24 protein-coding genes are annotated in these 25520 nt (G+C 57.3%); 12 read left to right on the forward strand and 12 right to left on the reverse strand.

Annotated elements, in window-relative coordinates:
• The first annotated feature begins 38 nt into the window (after positions 1 to 38).
• Positions 39 to 1511, forward strand: a complete 1473-nt coding sequence (locus QMG15_RS03770) for an RNB domain-containing ribonuclease (protein WP_281789577.1) — start codon at positions 39 to 41, stop codon at positions 1509 to 1511.
• 38 nt (positions 1512 to 1549) lie between these two features.
• A complete protein-coding gene (locus QMG15_RS03775) occupies positions 1550 to 2407 on the forward strand; it encodes an undecaprenyl-diphosphate phosphatase (protein WP_281789578.1) in 858 nt (285 codons plus the stop codon).
• A gap of 312 nt (positions 2408 to 2719) precedes the next feature.
• Here the strand turns inward: QMG15_RS03775 and QMG15_RS03780 are convergent, their stop codons facing one another.
• From QMG15_RS03780 to QMG15_RS03795, 4 genes are read right to left on the reverse strand one after another with little or no spacing between them, the layout of a single operon-like run.
• A complete protein-coding gene (locus QMG15_RS03780) occupies positions 2720 to 3538 on the reverse strand; it encodes an alpha/beta hydrolase (protein ID WP_281789579.1) in 819 nt (272 codons plus the stop codon).
• 5 nt (positions 3539 to 3543) lie between these two features.
• Complete coding sequence (locus QMG15_RS03785; RefSeq protein ID WP_281789580.1) at positions 3544 to 4371, reverse strand: proteasome-type protease; 828 nt, start codon at positions 4369 to 4371, stop codon at positions 3544 to 3546.
• Complete coding sequence (mutS, locus tag QMG15_RS03790) at positions 4368 to 7067, reverse strand: DNA mismatch repair protein MutS (RefSeq protein WP_281789581.1); 2700 nt, start codon at positions 7065 to 7067, stop codon at positions 4368 to 4370. Before mutS ends, QMG15_RS03785 begins: the two co-directional genes overlap by 4 nt.
• A 25-nt stretch (positions 7068 to 7092) precedes the next feature.
• The gene (locus QMG15_RS03795; RefSeq protein WP_281789582.1) at positions 7093 to 7986 is read right to left on the reverse strand and encodes an inositol monophosphatase family protein; all 894 of its coding nucleotides are present in this window, start codon (positions 7984 to 7986) and stop codon (positions 7093 to 7095) included.
• Between the two features lie 103 nt (positions 7987 to 8089).
• Here QMG15_RS03795 and QMG15_RS03800 point away from each other — a divergent pair, with 103 nt between their 5' ends.
• Genes QMG15_RS03800 through QMG15_RS03810 form a run of 3 tightly spaced genes read left to right on the forward strand, consistent with a single transcriptional unit; the run spans position 8090 to position 10045 of the window.
• Positions 8090 to 8881 (forward strand): RNA methyltransferase, encoded by a 792-nt coding sequence (locus tag QMG15_RS03800; RefSeq protein ID WP_281789583.1) that lies wholly within the window; start codon positions 8090 to 8092, stop codon positions 8879 to 8881.
• 10 nt (positions 8882 to 8891) lie between these two features.
• The gene (gene cysE / locus QMG15_RS03805) at positions 8892 to 9662 is read left to right on the forward strand and encodes a serine O-acetyltransferase (protein ID WP_281789584.1); all 771 of its coding nucleotides are present in this window, start codon (positions 8892 to 8894) and stop codon (positions 9660 to 9662) included.
• A 2-nt stretch (positions 9663 to 9664) separates the two neighbouring features.
• Positions 9665 to 10045: a hypothetical protein gene (locus tag QMG15_RS03810; protein ID WP_281789585.1), complete on the forward strand. Its 381-nt coding sequence runs from the start codon at positions 9665 to 9667 to the stop codon at positions 10043 to 10045.
• A gap of 12 nt (positions 10046 to 10057) precedes the next feature.
• On the opposite strand, the gene mog is transcribed toward QMG15_RS03810, so the two are convergent.
• Positions 10058 to 10678, reverse strand: a complete 621-nt coding sequence (mog, locus tag QMG15_RS03815) for a molybdopterin adenylyltransferase (RefSeq protein WP_281789586.1) — start codon at positions 10676 to 10678, stop codon at positions 10058 to 10060.
• 8 nt (positions 10679 to 10686) lie between these two features.
• Positions 10687 to 11361 carry a ribosome biogenesis factor YjgA gene (yjgA, locus tag QMG15_RS03820; protein ID WP_281789587.1) on the reverse strand — a complete coding sequence of 225 codons (675 nt, stop codon included), beginning with the start codon at positions 11359 to 11361 and terminating at the stop codon, positions 10687 to 10689.
• 78 nt (positions 11362 to 11439) lie between these two features.
• Between yjgA and pmbA the strand changes: the two genes are divergently transcribed.
• A complete protein-coding gene (pmbA, locus tag QMG15_RS03825) occupies positions 11440 to 12828 on the forward strand; it encodes a metalloprotease PmbA (RefSeq protein WP_281790069.1) in 1389 nt (462 codons plus the stop codon).
• Between the two features lie 356 nt (positions 12829 to 13184).
• Here the strand turns inward: pmbA and QMG15_RS03830 are convergent, their stop codons facing one another.
• From QMG15_RS03830 to QMG15_RS03855, 6 genes are all read right to left on the reverse strand, one after another.
• On the reverse strand, positions 13185 to 13631 hold the full coding sequence (locus QMG15_RS03830; protein WP_281789588.1) for a GatB/YqeY domain-containing protein: 447 nt from the start codon (positions 13629 to 13631) through the stop codon (positions 13185 to 13187).
• 82 nt (positions 13632 to 13713) lie between these two features.
• Positions 13714 to 13926: a 30S ribosomal protein S21 gene (gene rpsU, locus QMG15_RS03835; RefSeq protein WP_006296472.1), complete on the reverse strand. Its 213-nt coding sequence runs from the start codon at positions 13924 to 13926 to the stop codon at positions 13714 to 13716.
• A gap of 135 nt (positions 13927 to 14061) precedes the next feature.
• Positions 14062 to 15312 (reverse strand): NAD(P)/FAD-dependent oxidoreductase, encoded by a 1251-nt coding sequence (locus tag QMG15_RS03840; RefSeq protein ID WP_281789589.1) that lies wholly within the window; start codon positions 15310 to 15312, stop codon positions 14062 to 14064.
• A 21-nt stretch (positions 15313 to 15333) separates the two neighbouring features.
• Positions 15334 to 16116, reverse strand: coding sequence for a uroporphyrinogen-III C-methyltransferase (gene cobA, locus QMG15_RS03845; RefSeq protein WP_281789590.1), 783 nt, complete (start codon positions 16114 to 16116; stop codon positions 15334 to 15336).
• A gap of 2 nt (positions 16117 to 16118) precedes the next feature.
• Entirely contained in the window at positions 16119 to 17021 is a 903-nt protein-coding gene (gene ybiB / locus QMG15_RS03850; protein ID WP_281789591.1) for a DNA-binding protein YbiB, read from the reverse strand.
• A 71-nt stretch (positions 17022 to 17092) separates the two neighbouring features.
• On the reverse strand, positions 17093 to 17389 hold the full coding sequence (locus QMG15_RS03855) for a hypothetical protein (RefSeq protein ID WP_281789592.1): 297 nt from the start codon (positions 17387 to 17389) through the stop codon (positions 17093 to 17095).
• Positions 17390 to 17559: 170 nt separating this feature from the next.
• On the opposite strand from QMG15_RS03855, the gene QMG15_RS03860 reads away from it, so the two are divergent.
• From QMG15_RS03860 to pnp, 6 genes are all read left to right on the forward strand, one after another.
• Positions 17560 to 18240, forward strand: a complete 681-nt coding sequence (locus tag QMG15_RS03860) for a response regulator transcription factor (protein WP_281789593.1) — start codon at positions 17560 to 17562, stop codon at positions 18238 to 18240.
• Positions 18241 to 18243: 3 nt separating this feature from the next.
• Complete coding sequence (locus QMG15_RS03865; protein WP_281789594.1) at positions 18244 to 19629, forward strand: HAMP domain-containing sensor histidine kinase; 1386 nt, start codon at positions 18244 to 18246, stop codon at positions 19627 to 19629.
• Positions 19630 to 19727: 98 nt separating this feature from the next.
• Complete coding sequence (locus QMG15_RS03870) at positions 19728 to 21710, forward strand: hypothetical protein (protein WP_281789595.1); 1983 nt, start codon at positions 19728 to 19730, stop codon at positions 21708 to 21710.
• Between the two features lie 47 nt (positions 21711 to 21757).
• On the forward strand, positions 21758 to 22798 hold the full coding sequence (tsaD, locus tag QMG15_RS03875) for a tRNA (adenosine(37)-N6)-threonylcarbamoyltransferase complex transferase subunit TsaD (protein WP_281789596.1): 1041 nt from the start codon (positions 21758 to 21760) through the stop codon (positions 22796 to 22798).
• Between the two features lie 126 nt (positions 22799 to 22924).
• A complete protein-coding gene (rpsO, locus tag QMG15_RS03880) occupies positions 22925 to 23188 on the forward strand; it encodes a 30S ribosomal protein S15 (protein ID WP_104799150.1) in 264 nt (87 codons plus the stop codon).
• Between the two features lie 196 nt (positions 23189 to 23384).
• Positions 23385 to 25517 (forward strand): polyribonucleotide nucleotidyltransferase, encoded by a 2133-nt coding sequence (gene pnp / locus QMG15_RS03885; RefSeq protein WP_108402477.1) that lies wholly within the window; start codon positions 23385 to 23387, stop codon positions 25515 to 25517.
• Positions 25518 to 25520 lie beyond the last annotated feature (3 nt).

Genomic DNA, 25520 nt, shown 5'->3' on the forward strand with positions numbered 1-25520 from the left:
CCCATGATACGCCCGCCACCACCAGCTACATTCGTGCTATGGGGTACAAACACTTTCTCGGTCGTTCAGATTTGTCATTGATTGCGGGGCAAGCCATGATCGAGCGTGGTTTAGAGCCCGAGTTTTCTCGGGCGGCCTTGCAAGAACTCAAGGCCATCGCGCACGCCGGGCAAGACATCGACCCGCGCGTGGTGGACATGACGGCTTGGTTGTGGTGCTCCATCGACAACGATGACTCTCGCGACCTAGACCAACTCACCGTGGCAGAAAAACAAGCGGATGGCCAAACCAAGGTGTGGGTAGCCGTGGCCGATGTGGATGTGTTGGTGCCCAAAAGCTCTGCCCTGGATGCGCACGCCAAACACAACACCACCTCGGTGTACACCTCGACGCGCATTTTCCCCATGCTGCCCGATCGCTTGTGCACGGATCTCACCTCGCTCAATCCGCATCAAGAACGTTTGGCCGTGGTGGTGGAGATGTGCATCAATGCCAATGCCGAAGTGACCCACAGCCAGCTCTACCGCGCCAAGGTGCACAACAAAGCCAAGCTGGCCTACGACGCGATTTCTGATTGGATTGAAGGCGACGAAGCTTTGCCTGATCCGGCGCAAGCGGTGCATGGCATGGCTGAGCAGTTGCTGTTACAAGACGCGGTCGCTCAGAGTCTGCGCGCACGTCGGCATGCCCACGGTTCGTTGGAGTTTGAAACCTTGCAACCCCATGCGGTGTTTGAAGGCGAGCGTGTGGTGGCGATTCGCCAACAAGTGCAAAACCGTGCGCGTCAGTTGATTGAAGAATTCATGATTGCGGCCAACACCTGCACGGCCCAATTTTTGGCACATCACGGGCACGCCTCGCTGCGCCGCGTGGTGCGCTCGCCAGAGCGTTGGCAGCGCATCGTGGCCTTGGCCGCCACGTATGACGAACATTTGCCGCCCGAGCCCGATTCGTCCGCCTTAGAAACTTTCTTAGCCAAGCGCCACAAAGCCGACCCTGTGCGCTTTCCGGATTTGTCATTGATCGTCGTCAAGCTCATGGGCTCGGGTGAATATGTAGTGGAGCGCGCCAACAGCGAAGCCATTGGCCACTTTGGCTTGTCCGTGCGCGACTACACCCACTCCACGGCACCCAACCGCCGGTACCCCGACTTGGTGACACAGCGCATGATCAAAAGCGTGTTGATGGGCGCGCCTGCCCCCTACAGCAGCGCCGAATTAGAGTCGCTGGCCTTGCATTGCACCCAGCAAGAAGATGCCGCACGCAAAGTGGAGCGCCGCATGCGTAAATCCGAATCTGCCTTGATGCTCGCGGGCCACATCGGTCAGGTGTTTGAGGCCGTGGTCACGGGCAAAACGTCCAGCGGCACCTGGGTGCGGGTGTTTTCGCCACCGGTTGAAGGCATGCTCACGTCCTACACCTCAGACCATGAGGTGGGTGAACTGTTGCGCGTGAAATTGATCCACACCAATGTCGAACAAGGCTTCATTGACTTCGCTGCTTGGGGTTGAGCTGCACCCTCGATAATTGCGAGAGTTCAAGGAGTTGTATGGATATCGTTTTGTTGCTCAAAGCCGCCGTGATGGGCGTGGTCGAAGGTTTGACCGAGTTTTTGCCTATTTCATCGACAGGCCACCTCATCTTGGCCGGCGCTTTGCTGGGAATGGATGACGAGAAGGGGAAAGTGTTTGACATCGCCATTCAGACGGGCGCCATCTTTGCCGTCATCATTGTGTATTGGCAAAAAATTGCCAGCACCGTGGTGGCTTTGCCCACGCAGGTCGAGGCGCGTCGCTTTGCTTTGAATGTGCTGATCGCCTTTGTGCCCGCCGTGGTGTTGGGCTTGGTGTTTGGCAAGTTCATCAAAGCGCATCTGTTCACGCCCACCGTGGTGGCCAGCACCTTCATCATCGGTGGCTTCATCATCTTGTGGGCCGAAGGCTGGGGCCGTGCCAAGCCTGAGGACGAAGAAGCGCCAGCCGTTGAGCCTGCCCGCATTGAAACGGTGGAAGCCATGTCGCCGCTCGACGCTTTGAAAGTGGGCTTGGTGCAGTGCTTGGCCATGATTCCTGGCACCAGCCGCAGCGGTGCAACCATCATTGGCGGCATGTTGTTGGGCTTATCACGCAAAGCGGCCACTGACTTTTCGTTTTACTTGGCGATTCCTACGCTCATTGGTGCGGGTGCCTATAGCCTCTACAAAGAGCGTGCGCTGCTGAGCATGGCCGATGCGCCCGTGTTTGCCGTGGGCTTGGTGTTCTCTTTTCTGAGTGCATGGATTTGTGTGCGTTGGTTGCTGCGCTACATCGCCAGCCACAGCTTTGTGCCGTTTGCTTGGTACCGCATTGTGTTTGGCATCTTGGTGTTGGTGACGGCTTGGACTGATATGGTGACTTGGGCGGCTTGATTTTTTCTTGCTGAGCTCGCACAAGGCATGAGGCAGGCGCAGTGGCCTCATGCGGTTACCGAAATCGGCCACTGCGCCTGCCTCATGCCTTGCGCTACGGCGAGCTGAGTGAGGTGCCGAAATTCACGAAAGCCACTGTGTCGTTAATGGCCGGACCGATGCACACAACCCGCAGCAGGTGAGTGTGGTCAGCGCCCGCGAAGGCGATTTTGGCGCGTAGCGACGCATGAGCCGCCGCGGGTGCTGGCCATGCTCATCTGCGGAGCGTATAAAAATCTCGCTGCTGAATCAGCGAAACAAAGCCAACGAAATTTAGCCGATGAGGTTGAGCAACGCCGTTTCCACAGCCGCAGCCGCCACAAACGGATGCTCCATCGGAAACAGATGCGTGCCATCAATCTTCATCACACGCCCATGCGTGATGCGACGGCTTAAATCTAAACCCACTTGTTTCAATTCACGCGATTGCAAGCCGCCGATCAGGGCGGCTTTGCATTTGAGTGGGTGGCGTTTGAAGTAGGTTTCTAAGTGGTCGGGCAGGCCGTTGTAGATGGCGCTCTCGATGTCGCGGTCAAAGCTCAGCACGCGGCGTGTGCCTTGTGCGGTTTGCTCGTCGTGTGTGCCGTATTTCACGTAGTCTTGCAGCACTTGTGGGTGCCATTTGGCAAAGACTTTTTTGTGTTGAAAGTGTTCCAGCACTTCAGCTTCACTGGCCCAGCTGGTGCGGCGCTTGCGGCTGATGGCCGCGGGTGACAGGGCTTCTGCACCGGGCAAACGCTTGACGGTTTTGAGCAGCTGGGCTTTCCAGCCGCCCAACATGGGCGAGTCCAGCAGCACCACACCGCGTACCAGCTCGGGATGCTTGGCTGCCACCATCATGCTCAGGATGCCGCCTAGCGAATGGCCCAGCAAAAACACGGGGCCGTTTTGCGCAGCCAAGGGCGTGGCAAAGTCGGTGAGCTGCTGCACCAAGTGCGGCCAGTTGTCGGTGACGGGGTAGCGTGGGTCGTGGCCAAATTTGTCCACGGCTTCCACACGAAAACCGCGCGCGCGAATGGCGTCCAGCATCACGCCATAGGTGCTCGCGGGAAAGCTGTTGCCGTGCGAGAAGACGATGAGCGGTTGTGTCATGCCGTTCAGATGAGTTTGTCGTCTGGGGTTTGAATCTTCTTCAAAGCCTGCACGCGTTGTGCGGGTTGCATCAAAGGTGTGGCGGTGGCGCCGCCGTTCCACATCGGGTCTTCGATGCTGTCAAACACCTCGCGCAGTTTTTCGCCCCAGGTGTTGTGCATCATTTGGAAGTAGGGGTTGTGTTCGTCGATGCAAACCACCTTGTCGCTTTCAAACTTGTCGGCTTCGTACACCACCATGTCCAGCGGCAAGCCCACAGAGAGGTTGGACTTGAGGGTGGAGTCCATCGACACTAGCGCGCACTTGGCGGCTTCGTCCAGTGGGGTGTCGGGGTGCAACACGCGGTCAAGCACAGGCTTGCCGTATTTGGATTCGCCAATTTGGAAGTAGGGCGTTTCAGCCGTGGCTTCGATGAAGTTGCCGGGCGAGTACACCTGGAACAAACGCATGCCTTCGCCTGCAATTTGTCCACCAAAGATGAGCGACACATTGAAGTCCACACCCGAGGCTTTAAGAGCCGCTGCATCGCGCTCGTGCACACGGCGAATGGCCGCGCCCAACACGCGCACCGCATCAAACATGCTCTTGGCGTTCCAGATGGTGATGGGTTCGCTCTCGGGTGTGTCTTTGAGTTGCTCGACTTGCAAAATCTCACGCACCGATTGCGAGATGGACAAGTTGCCAGCCGACAGCAGCACCATGAAGCGGTCGCCCGGCTTCTCGTAAACAATCATTTTGCGGAAGGTGCTGATTTGGTCGAGGCCCGCGTTGGTGCGCGAGTCGGACAAAAACACGAGGCCCGCTTTGAGTTTGATACCGACGCAGTAGGTCATAACAGTTTCTTCAATTGGTACAGAGCGTCCAACGCATCGCGTGGACTGAGTTTGTCGGGGTCGATCTCGGCCAGCTTGGCTTGTAGCGGGCTGGGGCCCACGTCGTCTTGCAACGGTGGTGGGGCAAAGAGGTCGACTTGTACCTTCGATGCGTCAGCCCCCGCTTCGAGCGAGGCCAGCGCATGGCGGGCATGGCTGAGTACAGCAGAAGGCATGCCAGCTAAGCGGGCCACTTGAATACCGTAGCTGCGGCTGGCAGGGCCAGGCTGAATTTCGTGCAAAAACACAATGCTGGCACCCGACTCAGCGGCGCTCACATGCACGTTCACCGCCGCGCGGTGGTTGGCAGGGAACTCGGTGAGTTCAAAGTAATGCGTGGCAAACAGCGTGAAGGCTTGGGTCTTGTCGTGCAAGTGCGTGGCAATGCCGCTGGCCAAGGCCAAGCCGTCAAAGGTGGAGGTGCCGCGGCCAATCTCGTCCATCAACACCAAGCTGTGCGGCGTGGCGGCATGCAAGATTTGCGCAGCCTCGGTCATTTCCAGCATGAAGGTCGATTGCGCGTTGGCCAGGTCATCAGCCGCGCCAATGCGGGTGTGGATGGCGTCAATCGGCCCAAGTCGGCACGCCGTGGCTGGCACATGGCTGCCGAGGCTGGCCAGCAACACGATGATGGCCACTTGGCGCATGTAGGTCGACTTACCACCCATGTTGGGGCCGGTGATGACTTGCATGCGTTGCTTGTGGCCCAGCATGGTGTCGTTGGCAATGAAGGTTTTGGCGGCACCGCCCGCCACCACGCCATGCGTTTCGGCCAAGCGGGCTTCCACCACGGGGTGACGGCCTTGCACGATTTCAATGCACGGCGTTTTGACAAACTCAGGCGCGCACCAGCCCAGCGTGAGCGAGCGTTCGGCCAAAGCGCAGAGAGCATCTAGTGTGGCCACAGCTTGTGCCAAGCGGGTGAGGGCGGGCACGAACTGCTGCAAGGTGTCGAGCAGTTGCTCGAACAAAAACTTCTCGCGAGCCAAGGCGCGTTCTTGCGCGCTGAGGGCTTTGTCTTCAAAGGTTTTCAGCTCGGGCGTGATGAAGCGCTCGGCGTTCTTCAAGGTTTGGCGACGCGTGTAGTCGGCGGGTACTTTGTCGATCTGGCCTTGCGTGACCTCGATGTAAAAGCCATGCACCTTGTTGAACTGCACGCGCAGGTTGGCAATGCCGGTGCGCTCGCGTTCGCGGGCTTCGAGTTCGAGCAAGAAGCCGTCGCAGTTGTTTTGGATGGCGCGCAGCTCGTCCAAGTCGGCGTCGTAGCCGTGGCCGATGACGCCACCATCGCGCACCAAGACAGCGGGTTCGGGCAGCAAAGCGCGTTCGAGCAATGCACCGCATTCGGGCGGCACGCCCATGTCTTGGGCGATTTGCACTAAAAGCGAGGGCGCTAGGCCGCTCTGCTGCGTGTCCCCCGCTCGCTGCGCGAGCTCCTCCTTGACCTCCGCAGAGCGGCCTACCGCCCTCGCTTCTGAGGCGATAGGAATGAGCGGCTGAATGCGCAGCGCTTTTTGCAGCGCTTGGCCCAAGGACACCAATTCACGCGGGCGCACTTGGCGCAGCGACACGCGGGCGCTGATGCGCTGCACATCGCCCGAGCCTTTGAGGGCGTCGCGCAACACTTTGTAGCTTTGGGTGCGGTTGTCTTGCAGCGCTTCAATGGCGGCCAAGCGGTGCATGGCTTGGCTGCGGTCGCGCTCAGGCGAGAGCAACCAGTTTTTGAGCTGGCGGCTGCCCATGCCCGTCATGCAGGTGTCGAGCAGCGAGAACAAGGTGGGCGAGTCTTCGCCGCGCAGAGTTTGGGTCAGCTCTAGGTTGCGGCGGGTGGTGAGCGGCAGGTCAATCAGCGCATCGTTGCGCGCCACGTACACGCCGTGCACGTGTGTGAGGGCGCGGCCTTGGGTGTGTTCGGCGTAAGCGAGTAAGGCTGCGGCGGCAGCGTGGGCTTGCACCACGTCTTGTGCGTTCCACGCGTTGAGAGACGCGGCTTGCAAATGCTCCAGCAGCTTGCGGCCACCCAACGCGGCATCAAACTGAAACGCAGGGCGCACTTGGGCGGGTAGGCCCAAATTGCTGCAAAAGTTTTTGAGCTGTTGCTCAAACGCAGGGCTGACCTCGGCGCTGTAAATGATTTCGCTGGGGGCCACGCGTGCAATCCAGTTGGGCAGCTCTGCTGTCTCACACTCGGCCAAATGCACCAAACCTTGCGTGACGCTGAGCCAAGCCAAGCCGCAACCATGGCGGTCGCTTTGGTGAATGGCCAGCACATAGGCTTCGGTTTTGTCGCTGAGCAAGGCGCTGTCTGTGAGCGTGCCCGGCGTGACCACGCGCACCACTTTGCGCTCGACGGGGCCTTTGCTGGTGGCCACGTCGCCCACTTGCTCGCAAATCGCCACGGATTCGCCGAGCTTGATGAGGCGTGAGAGGTAGGTTTCGAGCGAGTGAAATGGCACACCGGCCATCACCACGGGCTCGCCGTTGGACTGGCCGCGCTGCGTGAGCGTGATGTCGAGCAGGCGCGTGACCTTCTCCGCATCGGCAAAGAACAACTCGTAAAAGTCGCCCATGCGGTAGAACAACAGCGTCTCGGGGTGGTCAGCTTTGAGCCCCAAGTACTGCTGCATCATGGGGGTGTGCCCAGACAAATCACGCATCGCAGTGCCTGCCAGAAAGATGTTTTTACAAAGGCGCGTCTGGCGCAGCGCGTGACACGCTCAAGGTCTTGGCTGCCGTGCTGGCGGCGCGCTTGTCGTCTGCGCCTGCAAACTTGGAATACTTTTGCGTGATGGGCACCAACTGCGCGTAGATGCGTGGGGAGGCCGCCAAGCACTCTTCGTGCTCAAGGTAAGGGCCTTCGCCTGTGAAGTTGCTCACCAAGCCACCGGCTTCGGTGATGAGCAACGCACCCGCGGCCATGTCCCAAGGCTTCAAGCCCAGTTCAAAGAAACCATCGCTGAAGCCTGCGGCCACATAGGCCAAGTCGAGGGCCGCAGCGCCTGGGCGGCGCAAGCCTGCCGTGCGTTGCATCACGTCGCCCATGAGGCTGAGGTACTTGTTGAAGTCGTCACCTGGGCGGAACGGGAAGCCTGTGGCGAGCAAACACTCTTCCAGGCGGGTGCGTTTGCTCACGCGGATGCGGCGATCGTTCATGAACGCGCCACGGCCTTTGGTGGCGGTGAACAAGTCGTTGCGGGTGGGGTCGTAAATGACGGCTTGTTCTAAGCGACCTTGCACTTGCAGGGCAATGCTCACGCAGTAATAGGGGAAGCCGTGGATGAAGTTGGTCGTGCCGTCCAGCGGGTCGATGATCCAGATGTGGTCTGCGTTGGGGTTGCCATGCGTGGAGCCAGACTCTTCGGCCAAGATGCCGTGGTCGGGGTAGGCGGTGAGGAGGGTCTCGATGATGACGCGTTCGCTGTTTTGGTCAACTTCAGTCACAAAGTCGTTCACTTGCTTCTGTGAAATACGCACCGCTTCCACGTCGAGCGCGGCGCGGTTGATGATGGCGCCGGCGGCGCGTGCAGCCTTGACGGCCACGTTGAGCATGGGGTGTACAGAAGAAGAGGACGACATAGATTTTGTGAAGAGCTGGCCCAAACAGGCCGAAGATGAACGCCCGGCGATGCGGGCGGCGACAATGGCGCAGATTTTACGCGCGAAGACTGACAAAACTCCTATGAAAACCCGCTTCATCCTAATAAACACCAGCCACGCCGGCAATGTGGGGGCCACGGCCCGTGCCATGAAGGTGATGGGTTTCACCGATTTGGTGCTGGTCGCGCCCCGTTGGGACAACGTCCTGCGCCGCGAAGAGACCATCCAGCGTGCCAGCGGTGCCTTGGATGTGCTGGCCAACGCCCGCGTCGTGGCAACTTTGGACGAAGCGATTGAGGGCCTGCACCACCTGTGCGCCACCGCCATGACGCCGCGTGACTTTGGTCCGCCCACCCTAGAGCCGCGCCCACACTTTGCAGCCTTGGCTGCCGAACATGGCCAAAACGCCGACTTTGGCGTGGGCTTTTTGTTTGGCTCCGAGCGCTTTGGCATGCGCAACGAAGACGTGTACCGCTGCCACACCTGCCTGAGCATTCCAACGGATCCAAAGTTTGGGTCGTTGAATTTGGGGGCTGCGGTGCAAGTGTTGGCTTATGACTGGCGGCAGGCTTTGGGGGGACTTGCCACGATGCTGCCGTCTGTTGATGCTGCTTCTGCTTCTGCGAGCGCACCCGCAACGCAAGAGCTCACACCGTTGGCCGATGCCCAACAACTCGCAGGCTTGCTCGACCACTGGCAGCAGTCGCTGACCGACATTGGGTTTCTCGACCCAGAAGCGCCCAAAAAGCTCATGCCGCGCTTGAACCAGTTGTTCAACCGCGCCCAGGTGACGCAAGAAGAAATTCACATCTTGCGCGGAATTGCCAAGGCCATGTCGCAGGCTTCTCACAAGAGCGCTGACGGACAACGATAATCACACCACTATGTTTTCACGCCTACGCTCTGACGTTCAATGCATTTTGGACCGCGACCCCGCCGCTCGAAGCCGCTGGGAAGTGCTGACTTGCTACCCCGGTTTGCACGCGGTGCTGCTGCATCGCTTGGCCCACGGTTTTTGGAATATGGGTTTCAAGTGGTTGGGTCGCTTTGTTTCGCACATCTCGCGTTGGTTCACGGGCATTGAAATTCACCCCGCTGCCAAGATTGGTGACCGCGTGTTTTTTGACCACGCCATGGGTGTGGTGGTGGGTGAGACCGCTGAAATTGGCGACGGCTGCACGATTTACCAAGGCGTGACCTTGGGCGGTACCTCGCTCTACAAAGGCGAAAAGCGTCACCCCACCTTGGGCAAAGACGTGGTGATTGGCGCGGGCGCCAAAGTGTTGGGCGGCTTCACCGTGGGTGACGGCGCCAAAGTGGGCAGCAACGCGGTGGTGACCAAGCCCGTGCCCGCAGGTGCCACAGCCGTGGGCAACCCCGCGCGCATCATTCAAGCCGAAACCGACGCTAAGCGTGAAGAGGCCGCATCCAAGATGGGTTTCTCAGCCTACGGCGTGACCCAAAACGACGACCCTGTGAGCCAAGCCATGCGTGGTTTGATTGACAACGCCACGTCACAAGAACACCAAATTGCGTTGCTCTGGAAAGCCATTGAACAACTTTCGTCAGGTCAAGCCAAACCCGATTGCATGCCCAGAGACGCTGCGCGTCAAGAGCATTTCGAGGCGGCGCGCATCAACCAGCTGTTGGATTGACCATGTATTTTTTGAATGTGTATCCCAAGCGCCTTTGGGCAACTTTGAACCCCGTGGGGGCGTTCGAAGGGCAGTTCACGTTTGATTTAGAGCAATACGGTTTGCTCACAAGCGACATCGTGTGCGAAGTGACGATTGCCGAAGACCCGATTGTGCGAGGTCAGTGGAAGATGGTGGTGAAGCCCATGTTCAACTTGGAGATGCCGCACTTCGACAAGTTTGTGGACACCTTGAACCACTATGTGTTTGAGGTTTTGCAGTTCATGCCCAGCCGCACCGCGCCGGGCAAAGACTTGCCCATGGTGAAGTTGTTTTTTGACGGTATTTACTTTGACATGTCAGGCTCAGAGCCTGTGGTGCAAAAAATTGCAGGCGCGGCTTGATGGCCTGCGGCGTTAAACGCGTTTGGATTTAACGGCCGTCTTTGGACGCCAACCTTTGCAAAACGCATCGCGCGTTTCCATGTACGGCCCGCCAATCAAATCGATGCAATAGGGCACCGCCGCAAACACGCCGTCCACCACTTGCTTGCCCTCTGCGTCTTTCAAGCCGCCCAAGGTTTCTTGAATCGATTTAGGTTGGCCCGGCAAGTTGATGATGAGGCACTCGTCACGAATCACCGCCACTTGGCGTGACAGGATGGCGGTGGGCACAAACTTCAAACTCACTTGGCGCATTTGTTCGCCAAAGCCCGGCATTTCTTTGTGGGCCACGGCCAAAGTGGCTTCGGGTGTCACATCGCGTTTGGCAGGGCCTGTGCCGCCGGTGGTGAGCACCAAGTTGCAACCGGCATCGACCAGCGCAATCAGGGTTTGGCTGATGGTGGCTTGCTCGTCGGGGATGAGGCGCTCGACATAGTCAATCGGGTTGTACAAAGCATGGCCTAGCCAATCGCGCAGTGCGGGCAGGCCTTTGTCTTCGTAGGTGCCGCTGGAGGCGCGGTCGCTGATAGACACAATGCCGACCTTGATGGTGTCGCAACGGGCATCTGGGGTGAGCAAGGTGGTGTCTGTCATGGCTTGTCTTATGGCTTGTATGAGTCTTCGTCTTCTTCAGGCGTGTGCTGCGCGTCTTCTGCAAGGTTGAGCTGCTCTTTGATGAGCTGAAAAATCTCACGGTACGCACGGCTTTGGCGCGGCAACAAACCTTTGGCAATGTCGGCTTTGGTGGTGGCGTCGTCCTTGCGGGCTTGGCGCACCAAGGCACGCAGCTGCTGGCTGTCGGTGCTGGGGTACTCGTTCATCCACTCTTGCAAAGCGGCATCCTCGGCCAGTAGGCGGTCACGCCAGCTTTCGGCCAAGTGCAGGGCCAAGGTGTCTTTGGTGCTGCCCATGCGTTGTTCGTTGAGCGCGTCTTTGACAGCTTCAATCGACTCTTCGCTGAGCTTGCGCATGAGCTTGCCCACGTACTGCATTTGACGGCGCTTGCCTTCAAAGTTGGTGATGCGGCGCGCTTCGGCCAGCGCTTCGCGCAGCTGGTCCGTCATGTGGCCTTGCGTGTTCAGGCGCTCAATCAGTTCGCCGCGCAGGGTGAGCAACTCGACGCCCAAATCTTGGCGGTCGTCGCTGTCTTTTTTGCGGTCGGTGCGGCTCAGGCCCTCAGTGCCCTTGAGTTCGGCTTTGAGTTCGAGGTCGAGTTCGCTGCCCTCGGCCACAAATTGGCCTCGGACAAAGTAACCTTTTTTGGGTTTACGTGACATAAATTGGGGGCTTTAAATAGGTCGGTTTGCCCTTCAACACAAAGGACAAACGCAGTGACAAGTATCATAGCCGCCGATATGACCAAAGCCTCCAAAACCCAAGCCTCTTCCCACACGCCTGCTCAAGGTTTCAGCTACAGCCGCGAACACTTCGAGTCGCTGGTCGATGCCGCCTTGAAGCACGCCAAAAAGCTGGGGGCCACCGATGCGGGGGCCGATGCCTCTGAAGGCTGCGGTTTGAGCGTGTCGGTGCGCAAAGGCGAACTCGAAAACGTGGAGCGCAACCGCGACAAATCATTGGGCGTGACGGTTTACTTGGGCCACCGCCGTGGCAATGCCAGTACCTCCGATTTCTCGCAAGCCGCGATTGAACGCACCGTGCAAGCGGCCTATGACATTGCCCGCTTCACTGCCGAAGACCCAGTGGCGGGCTTGCCCGACGAAAAAGACATAGCCAAACACCACCCCGATTTGGATTTGTTCCACCCCTGGAACATCACCAGCGCAGACGCCGCCACCCTTGCGCTGCGTTGTGAAGCCTCGGCCATGCAAACCGACAAGCGCATCACCAACAGCGAAGGCGCAGCGGTGTCGGCCCAGCAAAGCCATTTTTTCAGCGCACACACCCACGGTTTTCGCGGCGGCTATGCCAGCTCGCGCCACACCATTTCGGTGGCACCCATTGCAGGCAAGGGCGACGGCATGCAGCGCGACGCGTGGTACAGCTCCATGCGCAGCGCCGATGAGTTGGCGTCACCCGAGTCCGTCGGCCGCTACGCCGCCGAACGCGCATTGAGCCGCTTGAAGTCACGCAAGATTGCTACTGTTGAATGCCCCGTCTTGTTTGAAGCCCCCGTGGCCGCAGGCTTGTTGGGTGGTTTTGTGCAAGCCGTGAGCGGCGGTGCGTTGTACCGCAAGAGCACCTTCTTGCTCGACTCACTGGGCAAACGCGTGTTCCCCAAACACATCGACATTTCGGAAGACCCGTTTGTCATGCGCGGCAAAGGCAGCTCGCCGTTTGACGACGAAGGCGTGACCACCCGCGCACGTCGTGTGGTGGATGCAGGTCGCGTGGAAGGCTATTTCCTCAGCAGCTACACCGCCCGCAAGCTGGGTATGCCCACCACAGGCAACTCAGGTGGCTCACACAACTTGGTGATGTCCTCACGCCTGACGCAAAGCGCAGACGACCTCGATGCCATGCTGAAAAAGCTGGGCACGGGTTTGTTTGTGATTGAGTTGATGGGCCAAGGCGTGAACTACGTGACAGGCGACTATTCACGCGGCGCCAGTGGCTTTTGGGTGGAGAACGGGCGCATTGCCTACCCAGTGCAAGAGATCACGATTGCAGGAAATATGAAAGACATGTTCCAAGGCATTGAGGCCATTGGTTCTGACGCTTACACGATGGGGGCCAAGACGATTGGTTCTGTGCTGATCAATCGCATGAAGGTGGCAGGTAGCTAAGCTTCTTTGTTCGTTGCGTTTTGGTTTTGTAGTTTGCTGAGGCGCGAATGCGGTGTGGCGTAACTGCCCTAGGCTCCTCTTCGCTGCGCTCAGAATGTCGCTACGGGCAGTCACGCCACACCGCATTCGCTTTAGGCGCTCTGCATGAGCTTTGTCGCTGCGCTCAAAGCCCTTACTTCGACAGCACTAGCTGGCGTGAAATCGCTAAGCACACACAAACCGCTGCTGACGGGGCTAGGGCCCCCGCAATCCGTAGCGACATTCTGAGCGCAGCGAAGAGGAGCCTAGGGTTGTGGGGGGCCTAGCCCCGTCAACAGTCAGAGAAGGGGAGTTATGCCCCACCCCTTAACGAAGCATTAACCCGCCAACGCAGCCTTCACAGCAGCAGACACCAGTCCCATATCTGCCTTGCCCGCCAACTGCGCCTTCACAGCACCCATGACCTTGCCCATATCGCCTGGGCCCGCAGCGCCCACTTCAGTCACGATGGCCTTCACAGCGGCGGTGATTTCGTCGGCGCTCAAACGCTGAGGCAAATACACCTCCAGCACTTTCATCTCGGCGCTTTCGATGTCGGCCAAGTCTTGGCGTTGCGCTGACACATAAGCCGCCACAGAGTCTTTGCGTTGCTTGATGAGCTTGTCCACGATGGCAATCACCATGGCGTCGTCCAACTCCACGCGCTCATCGACTTCTTTTTGCTTCATTGCCGCTTGCAACAAGCGGATGGTGCCCAAGCGCACGCTGTCTTTGGCGCGCATGGCGGTTTTCATGTCTTCGGTGATTTGTGCTTTGAGGCTCATGGTGCATTCCTAGGGAGAGAAGTCAATCGAAAAAAAAGCCCGCTGAGGCGTCCCTAGCGAGCTTTTTTGGGGCAGAGGCTGCTTAGTACAGCTTCTTGGGCAACTGCATGCTGCGGATGCGCTTGTAGTTGCGTTTCACGGCTGCTGCTTTTTTGCGTTTACGTTCAGCGGTTGGCTTCTCGTAGAACTCGCGAGCGCGCAAGTCGGTCAACAGACCCAATTTTTCAATGGTGCGCTTGAAGCGACGCAGAGCGACGTCAAACGGTTCGTTTTCTTTTACACGGATGGTGGTCATTACCAAAGTTTCCAAATATTTGCAGTCAGAGGGTGCCTAGGAAGATCGTGCCTTAGCGCCATGCCTGCGGTGTTCCCCAACATTAAGTTGATCAGGCCGTTGGGGGTTTGCCAGCAAAGACCAAGATTATAACGACTAAACCGCCGGTTTCAAACGGGCTCCCAAGGCTTTTGCGCAGGCATGGGCGCTGGACCACGCCCACTGGAAGTTGTAGCCGCCCAGCCAGCCGGTGATGTCCACCACTTCGCCAATGAAATACAGGCCTGGCTGCTTGGATTCCATGGTTTGCTGCGACAAATCGCGCGTATCCACGCCGCCCACAGTGACCTCTGCTTTTTTGTAGCCCTCGGTGCCCGTGGGGGTGAGGGGCCATGCGCTCAGGCGCTGAGCTAAAAGATTCAGGGCTTTGTCGCTGGCTTCGATCACCGGGCGTTGCCACGCAGGGTCTTGGCTAGTCCAGGTGTCGGCCAAACGTGAGGGCACCCAAGTGGTCAGCTCGTTGGCGATGAGTTTTTTAGACTGCTGTTTGGCGGCCAGCAAGGCGTCAGTCAGGTCCACCTCAGGCGCGAGGTTGATGCGTATGTCAGCGCCTACTTGCCAATAGCTGGAGATTTGCAGCACGCCCGGGCCTGACAAGCCGCGGTGGGTGAAGAGCAAATCTTCGTCAAAACTTTGCAGTGTTTTCTTGGTTCCAGTTTCAATGCGCACCGGCAGCGAGAGGCCCGAGAGTTGGGCATAGGGTGCCCAAGCTTTGTCGTCAAACGTGAGCGGCACAAGGCCTGGACGGGGCTCGACCACGCGTAAGCCAAACTGCTTAGCCAGTCGGTAGCCAATGTCAGTCGCGCCAATTTTTGGGATGGACAAACCGCCCGTCGCCACCACCACGGCTGCGGCGTGGACCATGCCTTGGCCGGTATCGACCTCATAGCGTTGTGCTTCTGGGTCTGTATCGGAGTAACGAATGTCTTTGAGGCTGCAGGGCTGCCAGCGTGTGACGCTGCCGCCGCTCGCAGAGCCATTGCATTCAGCCAGCAACATCTGAATCAGGTCTTCGGCCGAGCGGTCGCAAAACAGCTGGCCTTTGTGCTTTTCGTGAAACGGAATGTTGTGCTTTTGCATGAGCGCCACAAAGTCTTGTGGCGTGTAGCGCGACAGGGCGCTGCGGCAGAACTGCGGGTTGTCGCCCAAGAAGTGTTTGTGCGGTGCGCGCACATCCAGCTCGCGGTTGGTGAAGTTGCTGCGGCCACCGCCGGAGATGCGAATTTTCTCAGCCACTTTCTCGCTGTGATCCAGCACCAGCACTTGCAATCCTTGCTGTGCAGCCACGCCTGCGCAAAACAATCCGGCAGCACCGGCACCCACAATCACAACATCAAACGATTTCATGCAGGGAGTTTAGTGGGTGACTTAGCCTGCAGAGGCTTGCAATTCAGCTCTGCCTTGCATCGCCAACAACCCCTTGAACACATCACCAATCACGATCACAGATGGACTGGCCAATTCTTCACGGACGATGGTGTCATGTAACAGCTGCAACTCACACACCACATGGCGCTGTATGGGCAAGCTCACTTGGTGAATCACGGCCACGGGTGTGTCAGCACGCATGCTTTGCAGCAGCGCCGCTTGCAACTGTGCTGCGCCACTCACGCCCATGTAAATCACCAAGGTGAGTTTGGCTTGTTGCGCGGTTTGGCCCAAGGCCACCCAATCCACGCTGTCGGCTGCGCCTTGTTTGGCGTGGCCGGTGATGAACAGCACGCCATGCGCATGTTCGCGATGAGTGAGGGGAATGCCCAACGAGGTCACGCCCGCCAAGCCTGAGGTGATGCCGTTGATGACGGTCACGGCAATGCCTTGTGCCTGCAAGTGTTCCACTTCTTCGCCACCACGGCCAAAAATGAAGGGATCGCCACCCTTGAGGCGCACCACGGTTTCGCCGGCCAGCGCTTCTTGCGTCATGAGTTTTTCAATGAAGGCTTGTGGGGTGGATTTGCAGCCGCCGCGCTTGCCCACATAAATGATGCGCGCTGTGGGGGATGCGTGTGCGGTGATGGCATCACTCACCAAATCGTCCACCAACAACACCGTAGCCGAGGCAATGGCTTTGACCGCTTTGAGCGTCAACAGCTCAGGGTCGCCTGGGCCTGCACCGACCAAAGTCACATGGGGTGGTTGCGTGTGTGTCATGGTCAAAGGCTCAAGGCTTTCAGCACGGCTTGCACTTGTGCGGCCAGCGGTGCGGGTACGGGCAATTCGCCTTTAAGCACAGCCTGTGTGTAGCGTGCGGTGCTGGCGGCGTCGATGTCGGTGGGCAGTTCTGGCAGTTTGATGAGCGAACCTGCTTGTGCCTCGACCAAAGGTGTGCGCGTGCCGCGCACAAACGCGGCCATCTGCGGTGTGCGGCGTGCATCGGCCACCACTTCGCCCTCGGTGCCGCGCAGCAGCAATGCGCGCGCGCCGGTCAGCTCAAAGGTGGCGGCCATGGAGATGGCGTATTCGGGGTGGGTGTAGCTGCTGACCAGCAAGGCGTCGGCAGCTGTGGTGGGGTTCATCAGCTTTACTAAGCTGTGTGCTGGGTTGCGCAGGCCCACCACGCGGCGTACATCCAGCAAGCGCTTCAACCCCGGGCAAAGTACCTCGGTGGGGATGAACACCACTTCGCCCGCTTGCACCGCGCGTGCTTGGTCTAAGGCGGTCACGCCCATGGCACTCAACACCTCTTGGCTGGTGATGCGGCTGGATTCTGTGGCCGTGCCGTGCATGACGACGGTCAAGCCTTCACGTGCCAGCAGGTGTGCCAGCAAGGCCGTCAGCACTGGCAGCTTGCGCGCGCCGTTGTAGCTGGGCAGCACCACGACAGGGCTGGATGCGCTGATGTGTTGCAAGCGGGCATGTGTGGCATCTAAAAAACCAGCCATTTCTTCAGCTGTTTCACCCTTGATGCGCATGGCGATGCAGAAGGCGCCCAGCTCTAAATCGCTCACGTTGCCGTCAAGGATTTGGCCCATCAAATCTGTGGCTTGTGCTCGGTCAAGCGCGCGGGCGCCATCGCGGCCGCGTCCGATGTCTTTGATGTAATGGCTGATACTCATGCTGCGATTGTCTCGCAGGCTTGATAACTTATGGCTATATGGTCAATTCATGTGGGGCGACCACGCGCGGGTCAAGCGAACTGGTTGAGCAAGAGCCCGCTGAGTTTGTCTGGGCGGTGCACATCATGCGGAATTTGGTTGTATTCGATTTTTCGCAGAACTTCGCCAGAGCGTTCGTCAGTCACGACGACATTGAGTGTTTTATGCACGCTGTCAAACGCAAACGACAGTGCCACCGTGCTGGGCGAGCGAACGGCAGTGGCGGGCGGCTGCACAGTTGGGGTCGCGCTTGGGAGGGGGGGCGGGCCGTTCATCACGGCGTCATCCAGATGCGCTGGCGCGGTTGGGAGCAGTGACAGGTGTGACATAGGCGGTTCTTTTTCAGCGTTTACACCTGAACTATCGGCCCGCAGACGCGTTAGATTAGTGACATGCCGGTCATCCCCCAATTGATGACGGAGATGTCATCTGGGGGTTTCTTTGAAATTGAACTTATCCATTCAAAATGAAATCAATACAAAAACAAAGGATGGTTGATTTGAAAGTTCTGCTGATCGAAGACGAAGCCAAGATTGCCGAGTTCGTCATCAAAGGCCTGTCAGCTGCTGGCTATGACGTGACGCACGTCGATGATGGTGAGCGCGGGTTGGCTGCGGTGCTTGCAGGTGCGCATGATCTGGTGATTTTGGATGTGATGCTGCCCAAGCTCAACGGGTTTGATGTGCTTCATCAAGTCAGAGAAGCAGGCCATGCAACGCCTGTGATCATTTTGAGCGCCAAAGTCGATTTGCCTGACCGTTTGATGGGGTTTGAGATGGGCGCCGATGACTATTTGCCCAAGCCGTTTTTCGTTGAGGAACTGGTGGCACGTATCAAGGCCGTGATGCAGCGCAAGATGCCGGAGCAAGTGCAGCAAATCGCAGTCAGTCATTTGACGCTGGATGTGGTCAGCCACAAGGTGCAATGGTTTGGTGTGACCGCGGTGCTGAGCCAGCGTGAGTTCAGTTTGTTGGCGTTTTTGATGCGCTCACCGGGGCATATTTTTTCGCGACAACAAATTCTCAAACATGTCTGGGAGATCAACTTTGACCCAGAAACCAATGTGGTCGATGTGTGTGTGCGACGCATCAAGCGAAAGCTTGAACGAGGCAGCGGTGGGCATACGTCCCCGATTGAGTCTGTGCGTGGGGTGGGTTACCGATTGCGGGTCGAGGCATAAGGCATGAAAAGATCATTCAAGGCGCGTTTGTTCCTGCACGTGGTTTTGATCACCGTCGTGGTGATCTGGGCAAACCGTGTCATTGCTCAGTATTTTTTAACCGATCAGTTGCAGACGCGCATCCATCAAGAAATGGGCGTTGCATTGACCACTTGCGCAGACCATTTTGAAAACCACGATGCGTTTGTGAACTGTTTCAAGGCGATTGAAAAAGGCAGCTTGTTCAGCAATGCTTCAGATTTTTATGTCTTGTGTGACAGATCTAAAAGTACCGCCAAGTCAGGCGTCACGCCTGCGTGTCAACCGCTTTTGGCAAATGATGATTTTTGGCAAAGTACGGCCGTGTCGAGTCATGGCGATTTGGTGCTGTCCCATGGTTGGGTGGGGGGGCAAGATTGGTATGCCGTTCGATTTAAAAACCGGGTGCAAGGGCCTGAGGTTTGGCTCGAGGGGGAACAGATTGATGTGCTGATGCAGCGCGTTTGGGCGCTGCGCGACCGTAACACCATCTATGTATTGCCCACGATATTGGGCATGCTCTTGTTGCTCACGCTTTACTTGACCCATGTGATGATGCGTCCGATCACCTTGATTCAAAACAACATGTCAAAGCTGACGGCGAGCACGCTGGATCAATTCATCGTGTTGCAGGCACCTTTCAAAGAGTTTGAAAAATTGGTGCAAGTGTTTGACGACTTACGAATTCGCTTGAATGACAGCTTCACCAAAGCGCGCCGGTTTGCGGCGGATGCCTCGCACGAGCTGCGCACGCCCCTCACCATTTTGAGAGGCAACGTGGAGCGTTTGATTCACGATTTGCCCATGGGTTCAGATGCCCAAATTCGCATGCGAAGCATGAGCGATGAAGTCGAGCGCTTGATTGAAATTACCGAAAAACTTTTGCTGCTTTCGCGTGCAGATGCCAACAGCTTGAAGCAGGACTTGACGGATGTGAATTTGAGTGACTTGCTTGAACAATTGATCAAGGATGCGCATTCGTTTCAATCGAGTTTGAAAATCACAGGTGCCATTACGCCGGGTGTGATTTGGCGTTGCGACAAAACCTTGATACGTCAGTTGGTTCAAAACTTGTATACCAATGCCGTGAACTACAACCGAGTGCCTGGATGGGTTCATTTCAGCCTGACGCAGTCACAAGGGCGTTTTCAGCTGATGGTTGAGAACCCCGCTGCAGGGATTCCTGAGGACCTAAGCGATCGGGCGTTTGATCGCTTCTACCGAGGTGATGCGTCTCATGCGCGTCAAATTGATGGTTTGGGTTTGGGCTTGAGTATTTGCCTGGAAATTGCCAAGCTGCACAAAGCCACTTTGTCCTTGACGGCGACTGATAAGCAAACGGTCGTAGCGACTTTGTCTGCTCCTTTGTAGCGCATCACGCCGGCGCTAGTTTGATGACCAAGGCGTCATCTGGCGGGCCTATGACGGAGTTGTCACCCAGAAATTTACCAGGGTGATTACTGTGACGTATGGCCGTCGCAAACCTCAAAACCGATCTTTTAGACACCCTCAAAAGTGATGCTGGGTTGGTTGACGCTGACGGCGGCGAAAAGATCTTTTTGACGCCTTATTTGGCCCTTGCATGTAGCTTGCTCTACATGATGGCTTCTGACGGCGAGCTGGAGGCGCAAGAGAGCAGTCAACTGCAAGCGGTGCTGGGCGGAGACAAGGCTGTACTCAGTTACGCCTTGCGTTATGTTCAGTCTGTTCCTGTTGAGCAGTTTTTTGCAACCGCTTCAGAGCTGTTGAGCGTCAAAGACAAGTGGTGCATTCTGACCAATGTCTGCGATGCCTTGCTGGCCGACGGACATGCGGACCGTGCAGAGCTGGCGCTCTTTGCGCAGATGACCAAGGCCTTTGGTGTGCATGAGTCACAGTTTGAGGCGTATTTCACAATACTGGCGCTCAAAAACGACAAATCGGTTTTAGGTCGATACGCTGGGGTGAAGGACGATCGGCAGCCAATGACACCTCACTTCGCTTTGGCGATTGCGCTGCTCTATATGCTGACCTCCGATGGCTCGATTGGGGCTCAAGAGGTGGGGCAATTAGAGGCGGCCATTGGTGAGTTCGATGGCTTGCAAAACGTGGCCCTCAAATACGTGCGTTCCGTGAAGTTGAAGGAGTTCTTGGACGAAGCTGCGGCTATGTTGAAGCCTGAGCAAAAAATTTATATTCTGACCAACGTTTGCGACTCGATGCTGTCGGATGGTGAGGTTGCGAATTTGGAAGACAAGCTCTTCTTGAATATGCTGACCGCATTTGGTTATACAGAAAAAACGTTTGCACGCTATTTGCAAGTTCTGGAAACTAAGAATTTCAAACCGTTTGACACCAGCGCATTCAAGAATCGGGTCACCCATGAACGCGTCACTGGTGTGGATGATGCGGATGGCGTCTTATTCAAAAATGAATTGGCAGAGGCGGCCAACCAGGGTGTGTGGGTTGGCTCGGCAGCCAATACAGAGATGAGCCAGTTCATCGCGCGCACCATGGATGACAACATCCAAAGCGTCGCCGATGATTTTGAAAACCAAGGCAATGTGGTCAAAGTCGGCCAGAACGCGACGGACGGTTTGAATCTGCAAAAAATCGGTGACGGGGACAGTGCAGCGAACCGTCAACGCGCGGGGGAGGGTGACCCCGCTGACAATTTGCAAAAAGTCGAGACGTCCGCCCAAGACACCAATCGGCAAACCATCAACTCTGCAGCGTCCATCGCAAACCAGCAGTTGATTGGCGTTGATGGGGCTGGCGTCAATCTGCAAGCGATCGATGTTGATGCGGATGGCACGCACCGAGAAGCCATTTCGCCTGAAGTTCGCGCGCAAAACATTCAAGAGGTGGCGGAGGAGGTCAACCACAGGCTGGACCGCTTTGAAGTGGCCCATTCCCAGTTTTTACAGATCGGGCGGACTCAGAAGTTCACGGATGCATTTGTGCCAATCGAACATGATGCGTTGGATCTCAATCGGCAATTGGTGGATGAGTCGTTCGCCAGGCTGGGGCTTGGGGGTTCGTTGGTGGACACATCATCTGCAGTCCCGTCTGTGTCCGAGGTTGAGGCTGCGGGAGTGCCAGCGCCAGCGTTAGCGTCTCAAGACACAGCGGCCCCTGCGGTTTCGGTGGCCAAAGCCGCGTCACCTTTGCCGCAAAAAGACCCGTCGGCTGCGCATACCAATCGCAGAAGCGCCGCCACGAAAGAGCATCGATTCGGGCAGGCGGGCTTGGGTTTGTACCGCGGGCGAGGCTTTGCTTATGTCCAGCTGGCCGTGGCTGCTTTTGCCGTTGCCTTTGCTGCACCGATTGACATGCGAACCGTGTTGGGGCGTTCGGCCACGGGGCCTTTGATCGTGATTCCCCCCTTGGTGTCTGGGGCAAACGAGCGTCGCCACGAGCTGGAGTCGGAGTTGTCATCTGCACAGGGAGAGGCGCAGGCGATGGCGCAGTGAGGTGATGCGGGGCACGGTGCAGCGTTGACCGCATAAACTCACGGCCTATGTTGATCCTCGGTATCGAATCCTCTTGCGACGAAACAGGTGTGGCGCTGGTCCGTTCAGACGGGCAGGCTTTGCCCACACTGTTGTCGCACGCCCTTTACAGCCAAGTGGCCATGCATGTGGCCTATGGCGGCGTGGTGCCTGAACTAGCCAGTCGAGACCACATTCGTCGCGTGATTCCGCTGGCACGCGAGGTCATGGCCGAGGCCCAACGTACGTTGCAAGATGTGGATGTGGTGGCTTACACCCGTGGCCCTGGCTTGGCGGGTGCGTTGTTGGTGGGGGCGGGCGTGGCTTGCGCTTTAGGTGCCGCCTTGAACAAGCCCGTGCTCGGCGTGCATCACTTAGAGGGCCATTTGCTGTCACCGTTTTTGAGTGAAGACCCGCCCGAGTTTCCATTCGTGGCCTTGTTGGTGTCTGGTGGCCATACACAGCTCATGCGCGTGGACGGCGTTGGCCGCTACGAATTGCTAGGCGAAACCATTGACGACGCTGCCGGCGAAGCCTTTGACAAATCGGCCAAGCTGATGGGCTTGGGCTATCCCGGTGGCCCGGCGCTCTCGAAATTGGCCGAGCAGGGTGACCCTGCGGCTTTCAAGCTGCCGCGCCCCTTGCTGCACAGCGGCAATCTAGATTTTTCGTTCGCAGGCCTGAAAACCGCGGTGATGACCCAAGCCAAAAAGCTGGGCGGCGACTTGGACGCCCGCAAGGCCGATTTGGCCGCGTCTACCGAGGCCGCCATTGTCGAAGTTTTGTTGAAAAAGTCGCTCACGGCCTTGCGCGAAACCGGCCTGAAGCGCTTGGTGGTGGCGGGCGGTGTTGGCGCTAACCGGCATTTGCGCGAGCAGCTCAATGCGGCTTGCAAGCGCCAAGGCGTGCGGGTTCATTACCCCGAGCTGCACTTGTGCACCGACAACGGGGCCATGATCGCCATGGCGGCGGCTATGCGGCTGCAAAGCGGCGAGGGCGGCATGGCGCAAGCTCAGCCGCGCTACAGCTTTGACGTCAAACCCCGCTGGCCGCTGGCGGAGTTGGCCTAATTCGCGGGCCCAAGCCCAAGACGGCTGCGCCTGCTATACTCTATGGGCTTTACCTTTTGGGGTAAGCAAAGCACGTTGCACCAACTTCCACGGTGCAACGCAAGTCAAATATTTAAGGAAAAAACCATGTTGACAGCAAAAATTGCTGAAGTCGTTAAAGACAACGCACGCGCCGCCGGCGATACAGGTAGTCCCGAAGTCCAAGTGGCTTTGTTGACTGCTCGTATCAACGAACTCACACCTCACTTCAAACAACACGCCAAAGACCACCACGGTCGTCGCGGTTTGTTGCGCATGGTGAGCCGTCGTCGTAAATTGCTCGACTACCTCAAGTCGAAAAACTTTGACCGTTACGCTGCTCTGATCGCCAAGCTTGGCCTGCGCAAGTAATCGTTAAATTTCTAACGACAAACGCCTGAGTTTTCAACAAGCTCAGGCGTTTTGCACTTTTAAACACACTTCTTCATCACCGGCACGACAACGAGGCGCAGATTCGAAAGCTGTGTCATTCCAAAAAAGCACCAACTTTTCTGGAATGGCATCGTGTACTGCACCGGGGCCTGCCAAATTTCATTAGGAAAAACACATGTCAATTTTCAACAAAGTTACCAAGACATTCCAATGGGGCCAACACACGGTCACCATGGAAACCGGCGAAGTGGCTCGCCAAGCTGGCGGCGCTGTGCTCGTCAACATGGACGACACCGTGGTGCTCGCCACCGTCGTGGGTTCGAAGATCGCCAAAGCTGGCCAAGACTTCTTCCCCTTGACCGTTGACTACATCGAGAAAACATACGCTGCAGGCAAGATCCCTGGCAGCTTCTTCAAGCGCGAAGCCAAGCCCAGCGAACACGAGACATTGACCAGCCGTCTGATCGACCGCCCCATCCGTCCGTTGTTCCCAGAAGGTTTCTACAACGACGTGCACGTGGTGATTCACACTGTGTCATTGAACCCAGAAGTCGATGCTGACATCGCTGCGTTGATCGCCGTGTCTGCTGCTTTGAGCATCTCTGGTATTCCTTTCAACGGCCCTATCGGTGCCGCTCGCGTGGGTTACATCAACGGCGAATACGTCTTGAACCCAGGTCAAACACAACGCAAAGACAGCCAGATGGACCTCGTGGTCGCTGGTACAGAAGCCGCTGTGTTGATGGTGGAATCTGAAGCTCAACAGCTGTCAGAAGAAATCATGTTGGGTGCTGTGGTGTTCGGTCACGAGCAAGGCAACATCGCGATCAACGCCATCCATGAATTGGTGCGCGACGCTGGCAAGCCCGCTTGGGATTGGTCTGCACCTGTCAAGGACGAGCCATTGATCGCCAAGGTCAAAGCCCAAGCCGAAGACAAGCTGCGCGCTGCCTACCAAATTCGCAACAAGCAATCACGTACGCACGCTTGCCGTGAAGCTTACGGCGCTGTGATGGCGGGTTTGAAGGCCGATGGCGTTGAGTTTGATTCGGTCAAAGTCGAAAACATGTTGTTCGACATAGAAGCGCACATCGTTCGCAGCCAAATCTTGGCAGGCGAGCCACGCATCGACGGCCGTGACACACGCACCGTGCGTCCTATCGAAATCCGTAACAGCGTGTTGCCACGTACCCACGGTTCTGCTTTGTTCACACGCGGCGAAACCCAAGCTTTGGTGGTCACCACTTTGGGTACCGAGCGCGACGCACAACGCATCGACGCCTTGGCTGGTGAGTACGAAGACCGTTTCATGATGCACTACAACATGCCTCCGTTCGCCACTGGCGAAGTGGGCCGCATGGGTTCGACCAAGCGCCGCGAAATCGGTCACGGCCGTTTGGCCAAGCGCGCTTTGGTGGCTGTGTTGCCAACCAAAGAAGAGTTCCCCTACACCATGCGCGTGGTGTCTGAAATCACAGAATCCAACGGTTCTTCATCCATGGCTTCGGTCTGCGGTGGCTGCTTGTCCATGATGGACGCTGGCGTGCCGATGAAAGCACACGTGGCCGGTATCGCCATGGGCTTGATCAAAGACGGCAACCGTTTTGCGGTGTTGACCGACATCTTGGGTGACGAAGATCACTTGGGCGATATGGACTTCAAAGTGGCCGGTACCACCAACGGTATTACTGCTTTGCAAATGGACATCAAGATCCAAGGTATCACCAAAGAAATCATGCAAGTCGCATTGGCTCAAGCCAAAGAAGCACGCATGCACATCTTGGACAAGATGCAAGCCGCCATGGGCGAAGCCAAGACCGAAGTGTCTGACTTTGCACCTAAGTTGTTCACCATGAAGATCAACCCCGAGAAGATCCGTGACGTGATCGGCAAAGGCGGCGCCACCATCCGTGCGTTGACCGAAGAGACCGGCACACAAATCAACATCGAAGAAGACGGCACCATCACCATCGCTGCGACTGACGGCGCTAAGGCTGAAGAAGCCAAGCGTCGCATCGAAGAGATCACGGCTGAAGTCGAAATCGGCAAGGTCTATGAAGGCCCCATCACCAAGTTGTTGGACTTCGGTGCCTTGGTCAACTTGTTGCCAGGCAAAGATGGTTTGTTGCACATCAGTCAAATCGCCCACGAACGCGTTGAGAAAGTCACCGACTACCTCAGCGAAGGTCAAATCGTGCGCGTCAAAGTGCTCGAGACAGACGAAAAAGGTCGCGTGAAGTTGTCGATGAAAGCATTGATCGACCGCCCACAAGCTGACCACGCGCACGACGCAGCCCCACAAGCCTAATTG

This window comes from Limnohabitans sp. INBF002 (assembly GCF_027924905.1).
Taxonomy (GTDB): domain Bacteria; phylum Pseudomonadota; class Gammaproteobacteria; order Burkholderiales; family Burkholderiaceae_C; genus Limnohabitans.